Genomic DNA, 13068 nt, shown 5'->3' with positions numbered 1-13068 from the left:
GGCGATCGGGTCGGCGGGTGGCCACCAGAATCCTTGGGGCCGATTCACAGGTTGCACACAATTACAAGCCGGAAACCCCCGGCTACGGTGGGTCACGGCAGCCGTTCGACGTATGTGAGCGCGGAGTAAACTCCGGGTAATCGTTCGGTTTTGCGGTTATTAACCGTTGTTTTTCACTGATTTGAGGAAAGGCGGGGCGCCATGGTGGGTCGGCCACGAGGGGGTCGATTGCAGCGGGTTGGATCGAAGGTTCTGGCCGTTATCGGGCGCCAGGAGTGGATGGATCGACCGAGCTATCGGTTCGAACACCTGCTCAGCTTCGCCTACAACGGGCTGGGCGGCGCCCGCAACACCGTCACCAACGCGCTGAACGGAGTGTGGCTCGGGCACCCGGTGCACCCGCCGCTGGCGTCGCTGACCAGTGGCGCGCTCGGCACGACGGTGGCGCTGGACGCGCTCAGCGTGCTGCCGGGCCAGCCCGCCTCCGAGGTCGTCGACGCCTCGCGATTCGCCTCCCGCGCCCTCGGGGTCGGCATCCTGGCGAGCCTGGGCTCGGCCGTCACCGGCGTCACCGACTGGCAGCACACCCACGAGGAGGACCGCCGGGTCGGCGCGGTGCACGGCCTGTTGAACGTTGCCGCCACCGCGCTGTACATGCAGTCGTGGTGGGACCGGCGCAAGGGGCGCCACGGGCGAGGCATCCTGCTCACCGCGCTGGGCTACGGCATCACCGTCGCCGGCAGCTACCTCGGCGGGGCGCTGGTCTTCGACTCCGGCATCGGCATCGACCAGTCTGGTCCGCGGCTGCGCACCTCCACCTGGACGCCGGTCCTGCCCGCGAGCTCGTTGAACGGCAAGCCGGTGCGCGTCGAGGTCGACGGGGTGGGCCTGGTGGTCTGTCAGACCAAGCCCGGTGAAGTCGCGGCGTACGGAGAATTCTGTCCCCACCTGGCCGCCCCGATGGCCGACGGCTGGATGGACCGTGGCCGGTTGGTATGCCCCTGGCACGGCTCATGGTTCGCGGCCGAGTCGGGCGACGTGGTGCGCGGTCCGGCGGCAGCGCCGCTGCCGTGCTACGAGGCCAGGTTGGTCGACGGAGTGGTCGAAGTCCGCGGCGAGCAGCAGCCCGCTCCCGGCGGCGCGGTCGGAATCGCTAAAGGAGGAGCCAATTGAACGCCTACGAGGTTCTCAAGGAACACCACATCGTGCTCAAGGGTCTCGGCCGCAAGGTCAGCGAGGCGCCGCTGAATTCCGAAGAGCGCCATGCCCTTTTCGACGACATGCTGATCGAGCTCGACATCCACTTCCGGATCGAGGACGACCTGTACTACCCGGCGCTGCGCGCGGCCACCAAGCTGATCGCCGTCGCGCACGCCGAACACCGCCAGGTGGTCGACCAGCTCTCCGTGCTGCTCAAGACGCCGCAGAACGCCCCGGGCTATGAGGACGAGTGGAATTCGTTCAAGACGGTCCTCGAGGCGCACGCGGACGAAGAGGAACGGGACATGATCCCGGCTCCTCCGCAGGTGAAGATCACCGACGCGGAGCTCGAGGAGTTGGGCAACAAGATGGCCGCCACCATCGAGCAATACCGCGGCTCCGCCGTGCACCGCCTGCGGACCAAGGGCCGCGCGGCGTTGATCCGCGCCCTGTAGGGGACCATCGAGAGTAGCGTCACGGCTCATGGACGCCGGGTGTGTCGCTTCTCAGGCCGACATCACGGCGGAGATCGCCCGCATCGCAGCGCAATACCCGGGCGCCGCCGGGGGGCCGCACGGGCAGCCGCGGCTCGACTATCCGCCGTACCGCAGCACGACGCTGCGCCATCCGAAGCAGCCCCTGGTCGCCGTCGATCCCGAAGGGGTCGAGCTCTGGGCGCCGTGCTTCGGCCCTCAGGACGTCGACCCGCTCGACGCGGACCTGACGGCCGGGCATCCGGGCGAGCCGCTCGGGGAGCGCGTCGTGGTGAGCGGACGCGTCCTCGACGACGGCTGCCGGCCGGTGGCGGGTCAGCTGGTCGAGATCTGGCAAGCCAATGCCGGCGGGCGCTACCGCCACCAGCGTGACCAGCACCCGGCCCCGCTCGACCCGAACTTCACCGGCGCGGGCCGCTGCCTGACCGGGCCGGACGGCTCGTATCGGTTCCTGACCATCAAGCCCGGCCCGTACCCGTGGCGCAACCACCACAACGCCTGGCGCCCGGCGCACATCCACTTCTCCGTCTTCGGAACCGCTTTCACCCAGCGCCTGGTCACCCAGATGTACTTTCCCGGCGACCCCATGTTCGAGCTGGATCCGATCTTCCAGTCGATCCTCGATCCGACCGCACGGCAACGACTGATCGCCCGCTACGACCACGACCTCACCGAGCCCGAGTACGCGACCGGGTACCGGTGGGACATCGTCCTGGCCGGCGGCGCGCCCACCCCCACCGCGGGTGCGCATGACTGAAACAGCGTGCACGCCAGGGCAAACGGTCGGTCCGTTCCTCGACCTGGGATTGCCGTACCCCGGTGACAGCGAGCTGGTCGACCACGCCCATCCGCAGGCCATCCGGCTGCACGGCACGGTGTACGACGGCGGCGGCGCCGTGGTCCCCGACGCGTTGGTCGAACTCTGGCAGCCCGACAGCGCGGGACGCATTGCGCGGCAGTCCGGTTCGCTGCACCGCGACCATGGGGCACCGGTGTCGTTCACCGGCTGGGGCCGGTGCGCGACCGACGGCGCCGGACGTTACGCGTTCACCACCCTGACCCCCGGTTCGGTGATCGACGGGCGGCCGCCGTTCTTCGCGCTCACCGTGTTCGCGCGCGGGCTGCTGAACCGGCTGTTCACCCGCGCCTACCTACCCGGCGCCGACCCGGACGCCGATCCGCTGCTCGCGGCCGTCTCCGCCGAGCGCCTGGCCACGTTGCTCTGCGCCGCCGAAAACGACGGCGCCACATACCGTTTCGACATCCACCTGCAGGGCCCGGCCGAGACGGTGTTCCTGGAGTACCGGGCGGACACGCGATGACCAACCTGCTGTGGCCCGGGGACCATCGAGCCGGCGAGCACATGACCGACGAGGCCCTGCTGGGCTCGATGGTCGCCGTGGAATCCGCGTGGCTGAGCGCCCTCGCGGGCGCCGGTCTGGCGCCCGCCGACTGCGCCGCCGCGGACCTGTGGAACCTGGTCACGCACAACGATTGTGCGACACTCGCCGTTACCGCCGAGGACGGCGGCAACCCGGTCATTCCCCTGGTGACGCTGCTGCGCCAACGCGCCGAGCCCGCCGTCGCGCCGTGGATCCACCGCGGACTCACCAGCCAGGACGTCCTGGACACCAGCCTGATGCTGGCCACGCGCGCCGCCGCCGACGAGCTGATCACGCAGCTGAGAGAGCAGATCTCCGCGCTGTCCGAACTCGTCGCCCGGCACCGGGCCACGCCGATGGTGGCCCGCACCCTCACCCAGCACGCCGCGCCCACCACCTTCGGCGCCAAGGCCGCCGGCTGGCTGAACGGGGTCGTCGACGCCGTCGAACGGGTCGCCACGCTGACCACGCCCGTCCAGATCGGCGGCGCGGCAGGGACCTTGGCCGCCACCACGGAGCTGGCGGCGTTGCTCACCGGCACCCTCGACCCGGCCGGGGTGTCGGCCGGCCTCGCCGCGGACACGGCAACCGCGTTGGGCCTGCAGCCGCGGCCGCCCTGGCACACGGCCCGCGCGCCGATCACCGCGGCCGCCGACGCTTTCGTCGGCTGCACCGACTGCTGGGGCCGCATCGCCTCCGACGTCGTCACGCTGGCCCGCCCGGAGATCGGCGAACTCAGCGAGCCGGTAGCCGACGGCCGGGGCGGCTCGTCGTCCATGCCGCACAAGCGAAACCCCGTGCTGTCCATCCTGATCCGCCGCGCCGCCCTGGCCGCGCCACCGCTGGCCGCGACCCTGCACACCGCCGCGGCGCTGGCCAACGACGAGCGGCCCGACGGGGCCTGGCACGCCGAATGGGACACCCTGCGCACCCTGGCCCGGCGCGCCGTCGTCGCGGGATCCCAAACCGCCGAGCTACTGAGCGGACTGGCCGTCCATACCCAGCGCATGTCCGAAAACCTTGATGCTGCAGATGTTTTGGGCGAGCAGCAAGCGGTCGCCGAGCTGGCGGGTCGAGCGCCGTCACCGACCTACTTCGGCGCCGTCGACCGGCTGGTCGACGACAGCCTGGGCCGCGCCGCGCGGGTACTCGCTCAGCGCTGACGGGCGATTTTCAGTCGGCCACCGCGATCTCGATGGACAGGCACTCGCCCAGGGCGTGCGCCGCGGCCCAGTCGCCGCCGCACACGGCGCGCTCGAGTTCGTCGACCAGCGGGCTGTCGGCACCCAGGTCGGCCAGCCACGCCGACACGGTCGCCGTGATCTGATGAGCGGGCACCCGGGCGACATGCCCGCGGTGCAGCCGGTCGGTCAACTGGTAGATCGTGGCCGTCGGCCTGCGCTGTGGCCAATGAACCATCCATTTCGGTGAATTCATCGTCCCCTCCCCGCTAGCCTCAACGACTCATCCATCCCAGGCGGCACGTCTGGCTCTAGGCCGCAATAGTACGTCTGTACCAATGCGTGGGTTGTCATTTCGGCCGTCAAAACTCGAACTTTTTCGCGGTTTTTGTTCATCGCCGTCGCCTACCTGGTTCTGCAGCAGAAGAGCAGGCCGATCAATGCCGCGCCAGTGAGGCACGGCCCGCCCGGGACATGATGCGTTGCAAGACGTTGTGGGACAGGTCGCCGTCGTTGGCCACCCTGGCGAGGCCACGCCGCCTCAGGAACATGTCGAGCCGCCGATCCGGCGACCAATCGGCATAGATGGAGCCGAGGTAATGCGACTGCAGGAAATCCGACGCCAACGCGTCGAGGTCGGAATCCGTCAGCGACGGCGGGCTAGCACCCATAGCCGGCAAGCTCCTTCGTTCTCCCCACACTGCCGCAGCCAAGTTACGTCAGGGGGCGTCACTAAACCGTCACGCAGAGATTGCGGAACGGGCCCAAAGTCGGAACCCGCTGTCAGAAGCGGCGCAACGGCGAACGGGGGAGGCCGTCCTCAAGCCCTGCGGGGCGCTAGCCGGTGGCCGATGCCGCCGGCTTGTGGGCGACGATCGCGACGGCGGCCAGTTGCTTGCGATGCTTGCGGAACGTGCGGCGCATCGCCAGCACCCGCTTGCGGGCATCGGGGTGAAGGAGCACGTTCCTGGCGAAGCGCAGCGCCCCGACAAGACCCTCGTCGGAGACCAGCCTGCGGGGCTGCAGCAGGGCCATCGGAGCGGTGGTGACGTTGTCGACCACCAGTCCGTGCTCGGCGAGCAGTTTCGACCACTCGGCAATCGTCAACGGGCGCGCGTTCACCTTGATCGAACGCGCGAGCGCCTGCCGGATGTCGGTGCTGATCTCCTCCGACACCGTGTCCGGGGTGAGGGCGAGTTCGTGGATCGCGTAGCGGCCCCCCGGGCGCAGCACGCGGGCGGCCTCGGCGACGATGGCGTGCTTGGCCGCGTCGCCCTGCATGGTCAGCATCGCCTCTCCGATGACGACATCGCTGCTGGCGTCCGGCAATCCGGTCTCGGCCGCGTCCGCCACCCGCACGGCGGCATTTTGTGCACCGAGATCGGAAAGCACGCCGCGGACCATGTTGGCCGCGTCCGGGTCGCCCTCGGCGCCGACGTAGGACCGTGGCCCGCGGGCGACGATCTCGGTGGCGGTACGGCCCAGGCCCGGCGCCAGCTCGACGACGTCGGCGCCGCTCAGCTCCGCGCGGGACAGCAGGGTGCGGGTCAGCTCGACCCCGCCGGGGCGCAACACGCGTTTGCCGAGCCGCGCCAGCAGCCAGTGGCCGGCGACCGCGCTGTCATCACGGCGCGATGCCGGCAGCGGGAGTTCGGAACCTGCTCGTTGTCCTGGCATCAGATCTCCTGTGGGGCAGCGCTTTGCGGTGACTCCGGGACCAGCTCGAGGTGTCCATGGCGCACCGGGGGTGGGGTGTCGACGAGCTTAGCGTTGGCTTTCACCGTTCTCCGAGCTCAAAGCTAATTATTACAAGATATGTTGTGTAAACTCTAGCCCATGACCTACGTGATCGGGAAGCCATGCATCGATGTGATGGATCGCGCGTGCGTCGACGAATGTCCCGTGGATTGCATTTACGAGGGCGGCCGGGCGCTCTACATTCATCCAGACGAGTGTGTCGACTGCGGTGCGTGCGAGCCGGTTTGTCCGGTGGAGGCGATTTACTACGAAGATGACCTGCCTGAGGACCTCAAGCCGCACCTCGCCGATAACGAAGCATTCTTCGCTGAGACGCTGCCGGGCCGCGACGAACCCCTCGGGTCCCCGGGCGGGGCGGCCAAGATCGGCCCGCTCGGCGTTGACACACCGCTGGTGGCGGGTCAGCCCAGTACCGTTCATTCGGACGGGGCATGAAGGACGAGCAGTGTGAGGGATCCGGTGAAGACCCAGAAGACGCAGAAGCCCCAGAAGGCCCGGCAGGTCGAGAAACTCCAGGAGCTCCAGGGCTCGGTCCCGGGCGAATCGGCCGGCCGGCGCCGCGCGGTGATGCGGCTGCTCCGCGCCTCGCCGCAACCGATGAGCATCGCCGGGATCGCCGACGAACTCGGGGTGCACCCCAACACCGTCCGCTTCCACCTCGACAGCCTAGTCACCGACGGGCAGGTCGAACACGTCGAGCTGGACCGCAAAGGACCGGGGCGCCCACCGCTGATGTTCCGCGCGGTCCGGCAGATGGATCGCGGCGGCACGCGGCATTACCGGCTGCTGGCCGAGATCCTGACCATGGCCTTCGCCACCGAGCGTGATCCCGGGCCCAAGGCCCTCGCCGCGGGCCGAGCCTGGGGGCGGAAGGTCGACGCCGAGCTGCATGCGCCGGCCGACGCCCCCGCCACCACCGAAGAGGTCATCGCCCGTCTGATCGAGGTGCTCGACGAACTCGGCTTCGCGCCCGAGCGCCGGGTGGTCGACGGAGAGCAACAGGTCGGACTGCGGCACTGCCCGTTTCTGGAATTGGCCGAAAACCGGTCCAGTGTCGTGTGTCCGGTGCACCTCGGCCTCATGCAGGGAGCGGTGGAGACGTGGGGGGCGCCGGTCTCGGTGGACCGGCTCGACTCGTTCGTCGAGCCGGATCTGTGCCTGGCTCACCTGACGCTGCAGGGGGCGGCCAAATGAGCACCGGAACGGCGATCGCCGTCGCGCTCACCTTCGTCTGGCTCGGCATGGTGCTGGCCATCTCGTTCCTGGAAGCCCCGCTGAAGTTCCGGGCGCCCAACGTGACGTTGCAGATCGGGCTCAGCATCGGCCGGCTGGTCTTCCGCGCGCTCAACACCGTCGAGGTGGCCTTCGCGCTCGTCATCGGGGCGATCGTGATCGCGGGCCCCACCCCGGGGGGCGTCATCGCGGCGATCGCCGTCGCCGTCGCCGCGTTGGCGGTCCAGCTGGTCGTCGTGCGGCCCGCATTGACCCGTCGTTCCGACCGGGTGCTGGCCGGATCGGACGGGCCGCGCTCCCGGGCCCACTACGGCTACGTCGCGCTGGAGGCGGTCAAGGTGGCCGCCCTGATCGCGGCGGGGATACTGCTACTGAGCGGTTAACCACCAACCCCCAAGGCCGTTGGTGAAAGGCCTTGCAACTACGAAGGACTCACGATGGATTCCATTTCGTTGACCGACCTCGCGTCCGAAAAGCTCGCCGAGGCCAAACAGTCGCACAGCGGGCGGGCCGCGCACACCATCCACGGCGGACACAACCACGAGCTTCGGCAAACCGTGCTCGCCCTGCTGGCCGACCACGACCTCTCCGAACACGACAGCCCCGGCGAGGCCACGCTGCAGGTGCTGCACGGCCACGTGCGCCTGACCACCGGCGGCGACGCCTGGGAGGGCAAGGCCGGCGGATATCTGGCGATTCCGCCCGAACGCCATGCCCTGCACGCGATCGAGGACTCGGTGGTCCTGCTGACCGTGCTGAAGACCATCCCCTCGGCGCACTAGCCGCCGATGCTCTCGACGCCCTGGGCAGCGAGCTTCGGTCTGCGGGCACCCATCGTCAACGCCCCGATGGGCGGGGTCGCCGGCGGCCGGCTGGCCGCGGCGGTCACCGCGGCCGGTGGTCTGGGCATGGTCGGCATGGGCAGTGTCGCGACCCGCGAGCTGCTGGCCGAGCAGTTACAGCACGTCGACGGCCGGTTCGGCATCGGCCTGGTCGACTGGGTGATGCGCAACGAGGCCGGGCTACTCGAGGATGCGCTCGCCGCGCGGCCCGCCCTGTTGTCGGTCAGTTTCGGAACCGACTGGTCCTGGGTCGCCAAGGCGCATGACGCCGGAATCCCCACCGTCACACAGGTTTACGACAGCGACGGGGCGCGGAAGGCGGTCGACGCCGGCGTCGACGTCCTGGTCGCTCGCGGCTCCGAGGGCGGCGGGCACGGCGAGGTCAAGCTGGGCCTGCTGCCGCTGCTGGACGCCGTCCTCGACGCCGTCACGGTGCCGGTGCTGGCCGGCGGCGGCGTCGCCTCGGCGCGCAGCCTGGCCGCCGTGCTGGCCGCCGGCGCCAGCGGTGCGTGGGTGGGCACCCGCCTGTCGGCCTGCCCGGAGGCGCTGACCGGCGACGCCGGCCGACGGGCCCTGGTCGCCGCCAGCGAAACCGACACCGCCGTCACCCGGGTCTTCGACGTCGCCAAGGGGTTGCCCTGGCCGGCGCGATTCCCGTCGCGGGTGCTGGCCAACGACTTCGTCGAGCACTGGACGGGCCACGAGGAAGCGCTGGACCCGGGCGCCTGCGAGGAGCTGGCCAAGGCGATCGCCGCCGGGGACTGCCGGATCGCGCCCGTGGACGCCGGTCAGGGCGTCGGGATGATCCGCGACGACGCCTCGGTGGCCGAGGTCATCGACGAGATGTGCACGGGCGCGGCGAAGTTGCTGTCCGGCTGGGGGCCATAGACCGGGCATAGCCGCGGGCTATCCACGCCCCGGCGCCGGCACGACGCATCGGTCCCGCCCCGGGCAGAGGTGGGCGTCCGGGCCGTCCGGGGCCAGCGCCGCCGATCAGCGGTTCCCTCGCCATTTCTAACAGACAAAATGCTTGACGGTACAGTCTGCCGGTTCTACCGTTCAAAATATTATTCGTTAGAAATGGAGGCACCATGAGCACCAGACACGTCGGCGCGACGACCCCGACGCTCGCCGAGCAGTTGCGGGACCCGGCGTACTCGGCCTACCTCGCGCTACGCACCGTGTTCACGATCGCGCCGATCGTGTTCGGGTTGGACAAGTTCTTCAACCTGCTGACCGACCCGCATCACTGGAGCATGTATCTGGCCGGCTGGATCGACGACCTGGTACCCGGAACGGCCGATCAGTGCATGTACCTCGTCGGGATCATCGAGATCGTGGCCGGCGTGGTGGTGGCGGTGGCCCCACGCGTGGGTGCCTGGGTGGTCGCGGCCTGGCTGGCCGGGATCATCATCGACCTGGTCACCGGGCCCGGCTTCTACGACGTCGCGCTGCGCGACTTCGGGTTGTTCGTCGGCGCCGTCGCGCTGGCCCGCCTGGCGCAGGGCGTGCACAGCGGCAGCGTCGGGGGCGGCGTCACGGCCCGGTAGCCGTCACACCGCCCGCAGGTAGCGCTTGGCGATGAGGCGCTGGGTCACCCGCACCACGGGCCCGCCGGCCTTGCTCCACCAGGTCGCGGGGCGGGAGAACGCCGACACCTCCGCGTAGACCGCGGAGGTGATCGGGTCGTGACGCACCACGAAACGTTCCTCGCCGGACTCCGGGTGGCCCGGCAGGGTGCCGTAGCCGAAGCCGCGGATGTCGGGTTCGTCAACGACGTACACGACGCGGCAGGGCGCCGGCAGGAAACCCATCCGCACCACGACCACCGCGTCGACGACGGCGACCTCGGAGCTGGCCTGCACGCGCAGCCCCGAGCCGGTCTGCATGCCCCAGCGCATGACGGCGTCGGCGGCCTGCTCGAAACGCTGCCGGCCCGTGCCGATTTGGCGCGCGGCGTGTTGATGGTCGTATCCCGCGGGCAGCTCGCCGCCCGCCGTCGCACCCACTTCCGGATAGGTCAGCGGGAGTTCCTCGAGCGCTCGTAGGTCCACGTGTTCAGCTTGCCACGCCCAGGTGCGGGACGGCGTTCGGCGAGTACGGTCGGAGAAGTGACCGCACAAAAATCGAAAACCGTTGCCGGGGCGTCCGGAACATTCACCCTCGGTGGAGATCTGACCATCAACCGACTCGGCTTCGGGGCGATGCGTCTGACCGCGAAGGGCGTGTGGGGCCCGCCCGACGACCGCGACGAATGCGTCCGGGTCCTGCGCCGCGCCGTCGAGCTCGGGGTGAACTTCATCGACACCGCCGACTCCTACGGCCCGTACTTCTCCGAGGAGATCATCCACGAGGCGCTGCATCCCTATGACGGCCTGGTGATCGCGACCAAGGCGGGGCTGCTGCGCACCGGCCCGGACATCTGGATCCCGTTGGGCAATCCCAGTTATCTGCGTCAGGAATGCGAGCTGAGCCTGCGTCGGCTGGGCGTGGAGACCATCGACCTGTTCCAGCTGCACCGCATCGACAAGAACTTCCCGCTCGAGGATCAGGTCGGCGAGCTGCTGACCCTGAAGAACGAGGGCAAGATCCGCCACATCGGCCTGTCCGAGATCAACGTCGACCAGCTCGGTGCGGCTCAGAAATCACCGAAATCGTGTCGGTGCAGAACATGTACAACCTGTCGGCCCGCGACGCCGAGCCGCTGCTGGACGCGGTGACCGAACAGGGCATCGGTTTCATCCCGTGGTTCCCGCTGGCCGCCGGGCCGCTGGCCGCCCCCGACGGGCCGCTGCAGCGCATCGCCGCCGAGCACGACGCGACGCCGTCACAGCTGGCGCTGGCGTGGTTGCTGAAGCGGTCACCGGTGATGCTGCCGATTCCGGGGACGTCGAAGGTGGCGCACCTGGAGGAGAACGTCGCCGCCGCCGAGATCACGCTGTCGGACGACGAGTTCGAAACCTTGTCGGCCGCCGGCGCTCAGCAGACCGGCTAGCCACCACGCGGATGCGCGCGCCCGGCGGGCAATACGGTGTGGTGGTGGCCGAACATCAGCGACACCCCGGCGGGGGATTCAACCCGCCCGAACCCACCACCAAGGGTGGGCCCGACTACGGCAGGTTCATCGACGCCGTGCGCACGTTGCAGGATCACGCCCGCGCCGCCGACGCCCCCGACGAGGTGATCACCGAGGCGGCCGACCTGCTGGAGAAGGTGTCGGCGCTGCTGGCGCCGTACGACGCCGACGAGTGGGCCTCCCCATCGGGCCGCCGGATGGACCTGCCGATGCGCGGCAACATCCTGACGATCCCGATGCAGGCCCGCAAGGGCGACGACGGCCGCGTCCATGGCGAGGCCCGCTTCGCCCGGTTCCATCTCGGGCGCAACGGCGCCGTGCACGGCGGCGCGCTGGGGATGCTGTTCGATTCCATCCTGGGGTTGAGCGCCGCGGTGCTCACCGGCAACCCGCGGCAGCGCACCGCCTATCTGAAGATCGACTACCGCCACATCGTCCCGGTGGAGAAGGAACTGCAGTTCGAAGCGGGGGTCGACCGCGTGGAGGGGCGCAAGATCTTCGTGTCGGGCCGGTTGACCGACGGCGAGCGCCTGCTGACCGAAGCCGACGCGCTGTTTGTGCGGCTCAAACCCGGACAGCCCTGAGAGTCGTTTGCCCGCAAGGCTTTTCATGAAGCGCCGCCGCACACAGGGAGGACCGAAACGATGAACAGCGAATCGGCGGTGCTCGCCGGTCTGGACGACGTCCGTGGCTGGCAGGAGGACCTGTATCGCGATCTGCACCGGCATCCGGAGCTGTCGCACCGAGAACACGAGACCGCGGCAGCGGCGGCGCAACGGCTGCGCGACTTCGGCTATGAGGTCCACGAGGGCATCGGCGGAACCGGGGTCGTCGGGATCCTGCGCAACGGCGACGGCCCCGCCGTGCTGCTGCGCGCCGACATGGACGCGCTGCCGGTGGCCGAGGACACCGGACTCCCGTACGCCAGCGCCGTCACCGCCACCGATGCGGACGGCCACGAACGGCCGGTGATGCACGCCTGCGGGCACGACGTTCATGTGACCTGTCTGCTCGGCGCGGCCTCGCTGCTCGCCGGGGCGCGTGCGCACTGGCGCGGCACCGTGATCGCGCTGTTCCAACCCGCCGAGGAAGTCGGCGACGGCGCACGGCGCATGGTCGACGACGGGTTGGCGAAGTTGGTCGGTCACGTCGACGTCGCCCTGGCCCAGCATGTCCTGCCGGTACCGGCAGGAAAGGTGGCGACGCGATCCGGACCCGTCCTGACGACCGCCGACAGCATGCGGATCACCGTCTACGGACGTGGTGGGCACGGGTCGATGCCGCAGGCCGCCGTCGACCCCGTCGTGCTGGCCGCCATGATCGTGATCCGGTTGCAGGCCGTCGTTTCGCGGGAGGTCGCGCCCACCGACGCCGCGGTGTTGACGATCGGCAGGATCGAGGCCGGCGCCAAGAGCAATGTGATCGGCGACCGCGCGCTGCTGGAACTGAACCTGCGCACCTACAGCGACCGGACCCGCACCAGAATGCTCGACGCGATCCGGCGCATCGTCACCGCCGAATGCCAGGCATCCGGATCCCCGAAGGAGCCCGAATTCCAACTGGTGGACCACTTTCCGACCACCGACAACGATCCCGCGGTCACCGAGCGGGTGCGTGCCGCGTTCGACGCCTTTTTCGGCGACCGGGCGTGCGAGCTTGCGGCGCAGACGGCGAGCGAGGACTTCAGCGACATCCCCAATGCGCTCAACGCCCCCTACAGCTATTGGGGCATAGGGGGAATCGATCCCGACGTCTATCGCAACGCCGATGCGGCGGGCCGCGTCGCCGAGGACGTTCCCGTAAACCATTCCCCGCGGTTCGCCCCGGTCATCCAGCCGACCCTCGACACCGGCACACAAGCGTTGACGGTCGCCGCGCTGGCCTGGCTGGCGTCAACTTAGC

General features: G+C 69.6%; 17 protein-coding genes and 1 pseudogene. 14 read left to right on the top strand and 4 right to left on the bottom strand.

The window, feature by feature from the left end:
• Nucleotides 1-201: 201 nt before the first annotated feature.
• Genes AC0KS4_RS15800 through AC0KS4_RS15780 form a run of 5 tightly spaced genes read left to right on the top strand, consistent with a single transcriptional unit; the run spans nucleotide 202 to nucleotide 4239 of the window.
• Nucleotides 202-1173 (top strand): Rieske (2Fe-2S) protein, encoded by a 972-nt coding sequence (locus AC0KS4_RS15800; RefSeq protein ID WP_225329480.1) that lies wholly within the window; start codon nucleotides 202-204, stop codon nucleotides 1171-1173.
• Complete coding sequence (locus AC0KS4_RS15795; RefSeq protein WP_238956337.1) at nucleotides 1170-1655, top strand: hemerythrin domain-containing protein; 486 nt, start codon at nucleotides 1170-1172, stop codon at nucleotides 1653-1655. The genes AC0KS4_RS15800 and AC0KS4_RS15795 overlap by 4 nt, the downstream gene beginning before the upstream one ends.
• 28 nt (nucleotides 1656-1683) lie before the next feature.
• On the top strand, nucleotides 1684-2451 hold the full coding sequence (pcaH, locus tag AC0KS4_RS15790) for a protocatechuate 3,4-dioxygenase subunit beta (RefSeq protein ID WP_238956336.1): 768 nt from the start codon (nucleotides 1684-1686) through the stop codon (nucleotides 2449-2451).
• Entirely contained in the window at nucleotides 2444-3016 is a 573-nt protein-coding gene (pcaG, locus tag AC0KS4_RS15785) for a protocatechuate 3,4-dioxygenase subunit alpha (RefSeq protein WP_238956335.1), read from the top strand. The genes pcaH and pcaG overlap by 8 nt, the downstream gene beginning before the upstream one ends.
• Nucleotides 3013-4239 carry a lyase family protein gene (locus tag AC0KS4_RS15780; RefSeq protein ID WP_238956334.1) on the top strand — a complete coding sequence of 409 codons (1227 nt, stop codon included), beginning with the start codon at nucleotides 3013-3015 and terminating at the stop codon, nucleotides 4237-4239. The genes pcaG and AC0KS4_RS15780 overlap by 4 nt, the downstream gene beginning before the upstream one ends.
• A gap of 10 nt (nucleotides 4240-4249) precedes the next feature.
• On the opposite strand, the gene AC0KS4_RS15775 is transcribed toward AC0KS4_RS15780, so the two are convergent.
• From AC0KS4_RS15775 to AC0KS4_RS15765, 3 genes are all read right to left on the bottom strand, one after another.
• Nucleotides 4250-4513, bottom strand: coding sequence for a hypothetical protein (locus AC0KS4_RS15775; RefSeq protein WP_225329485.1), 264 nt, complete (start codon nucleotides 4511-4513; stop codon nucleotides 4250-4252).
• A gap of 181 nt (nucleotides 4514-4694) precedes the next feature.
• Nucleotides 4695-4907, bottom strand: a complete 213-nt coding sequence (locus AC0KS4_RS15770; protein WP_179960355.1) for a hypothetical protein — start codon at nucleotides 4905-4907, stop codon at nucleotides 4695-4697.
• Nucleotides 4908-5094: 187 nt separating this feature from the next.
• Nucleotides 5095-5934 carry a class I SAM-dependent methyltransferase gene (locus AC0KS4_RS15765; RefSeq protein WP_225329486.1) on the bottom strand — a complete coding sequence of 280 codons (840 nt, stop codon included), beginning with the start codon at nucleotides 5932-5934 and terminating at the stop codon, nucleotides 5095-5097.
• 159 nt (nucleotides 5935-6093) lie between these two features.
• Between AC0KS4_RS15765 and fdxA the strand changes: the two genes are divergently transcribed.
• The 6 genes from fdxA (at nucleotide 6094) to AC0KS4_RS15735 (ending at nucleotide 9640) form a co-directional block, all read left to right on the top strand.
• Nucleotides 6094-6450: a ferredoxin gene (gene fdxA / locus AC0KS4_RS15760; protein ID WP_238956333.1), complete on the top strand. Its 357-nt coding sequence runs from the start codon at nucleotides 6094-6096 to the stop codon at nucleotides 6448-6450.
• A gap of 132 nt (nucleotides 6451-6582) precedes the next feature.
• The gene (locus AC0KS4_RS15755) at nucleotides 6583-7209 is read left to right on the top strand and encodes a helix-turn-helix transcriptional regulator (RefSeq protein WP_225329502.1); all 627 of its coding nucleotides are present in this window, start codon (nucleotides 6583-6585) and stop codon (nucleotides 7207-7209) included.
• Entirely contained in the window at nucleotides 7206-7631 is a 426-nt protein-coding gene (locus tag AC0KS4_RS15750) for a hypothetical protein (protein ID WP_225329488.1), read from the top strand. Before AC0KS4_RS15755 ends, AC0KS4_RS15750 begins: the two co-directional genes overlap by 4 nt.
• A gap of 54 nt (nucleotides 7632-7685) precedes the next feature.
• Nucleotides 7686-8030 (top strand): cupin domain-containing protein, encoded by a 345-nt coding sequence (locus AC0KS4_RS15745; RefSeq protein ID WP_225329489.1) that lies wholly within the window; start codon nucleotides 7686-7688, stop codon nucleotides 8028-8030.
• A gap of 6 nt (nucleotides 8031-8036) precedes the next feature.
• A complete protein-coding gene (locus tag AC0KS4_RS15740) occupies nucleotides 8037-8978 on the top strand; it encodes an NAD(P)H-dependent flavin oxidoreductase (RefSeq protein WP_238956332.1) in 942 nt (313 codons plus the stop codon).
• 203 nt (nucleotides 8979-9181) lie between these two features.
• On the top strand, nucleotides 9182-9640 hold the full coding sequence (locus AC0KS4_RS15735; protein ID WP_238956331.1) for an Rv2617c family stress response/phage resistance protein: 459 nt from the start codon (nucleotides 9182-9184) through the stop codon (nucleotides 9638-9640).
• 3 nt (nucleotides 9641-9643) lie between these two features.
• Here AC0KS4_RS15735 and AC0KS4_RS15730 read toward each other — a convergent pair whose 3' ends face one another.
• Nucleotides 9644-10144, bottom strand: a complete 501-nt coding sequence (locus tag AC0KS4_RS15730; RefSeq protein WP_225329492.1) for a DUF1990 family protein — start codon at nucleotides 10142-10144, stop codon at nucleotides 9644-9646.
• Between the two features lie 57 nt (nucleotides 10145-10201).
• Here AC0KS4_RS15730 and AC0KS4_RS15725 point away from each other — a divergent pair.
• The 3 genes and pseudogenes from AC0KS4_RS15725 (at nucleotide 10202) to AC0KS4_RS15715 (ending at nucleotide 13067) form a co-directional block, all read left to right on the top strand.
• Nucleotides 10202-11085, top strand: a pseudogene (locus AC0KS4_RS15725) (aldo/keto reductase).
• An 11-nt stretch (nucleotides 11086-11096) separates the two neighbouring features.
• Nucleotides 11097-11750, top strand: a complete 654-nt coding sequence (locus tag AC0KS4_RS15720; protein WP_238956330.1) for a PaaI family thioesterase — start codon at nucleotides 11097-11099, stop codon at nucleotides 11748-11750.
• A 60-nt stretch (nucleotides 11751-11810) separates the two neighbouring features.
• Complete coding sequence (locus AC0KS4_RS15715) at nucleotides 11811-13067, top strand: amidohydrolase (RefSeq protein WP_238956329.1); 1257 nt, start codon at nucleotides 11811-11813, stop codon at nucleotides 13065-13067.
• Nucleotide 13068: the final 1 nt, after the last annotated feature.

The sequence above is a fragment of the Mycobacterium sp. NTMscope_MAC_12 genome (assembly GCF_976985675.1).
Note: the sequence above shows the minus strand (reverse complement) of the source record. Positions and strands in the feature narration are given on the sequence as shown.

Coding starts and splice junctions, on each gene's coding strand:
- pcaG (WP_238956335.1), top strand. CDS start 2,444: ATGACTGAAACAGCGTGCACGCCAGGGCAAACGGTCGGTCCGTTCCTC.
- AC0KS4_RS15765 (WP_225329486.1), bottom strand. CDS start 5,934: ATGCCAGGACAACGAGCAGGTTCCGAACTCCCGCTGCCGGCATCGCGC.
- AC0KS4_RS15740 (WP_238956332.1), top strand. CDS start 8,037: ATGCTCTCGACGCCCTGGGCAGCGAGCTTCGGTCTGCGGGCACCCATC.
- AC0KS4_RS15750 (WP_225329488.1), top strand. CDS start 7,206: ATGAGCACCGGAACGGCGATCGCCGTCGCGCTCACCTTCGTCTGGCTC.
- AC0KS4_RS15780 (WP_238956334.1), top strand. CDS start 3,013: ATGACCAACCTGCTGTGGCCCGGGGACCATCGAGCCGGCGAGCACATG.
- fdxA (WP_238956333.1), top strand. CDS start 6,094: ATGACCTACGTGATCGGGAAGCCATGCATCGATGTGATGGATCGCGCG.
- AC0KS4_RS15800 (WP_225329480.1), top strand. CDS start 202: ATGGTGGGTCGGCCACGAGGGGGTCGATTGCAGCGGGTTGGATCGAAG.
- AC0KS4_RS15755 (WP_225329502.1), top strand. CDS start 6,583: ATGCGGCTGCTCCGCGCCTCGCCGCAACCGATGAGCATCGCCGGGATC.
- AC0KS4_RS15715 (WP_238956329.1), top strand. CDS start 11,811: ATGAACAGCGAATCGGCGGTGCTCGCCGGTCTGGACGACGTCCGTGGC.
- AC0KS4_RS15775 (WP_225329485.1), bottom strand. CDS start 4,513: ATGAATTCACCGAAATGGATGGTTCATTGGCCACAGCGCAGGCCGACG.
- pcaH (WP_238956336.1), top strand. CDS start 1,684: ATGGACGCCGGGTGTGTCGCTTCTCAGGCCGACATCACGGCGGAGATC.
- AC0KS4_RS15735 (WP_238956331.1), top strand. CDS start 9,182: ATGAGCACCAGACACGTCGGCGCGACGACCCCGACGCTCGCCGAGCAG.
- AC0KS4_RS15720 (WP_238956330.1), top strand. CDS start 11,097: ATGCGCGCGCCCGGCGGGCAATACGGTGTGGTGGTGGCCGAACATCAG.
- AC0KS4_RS15745 (WP_225329489.1), top strand. CDS start 7,686: ATGGATTCCATTTCGTTGACCGACCTCGCGTCCGAAAAGCTCGCCGAG.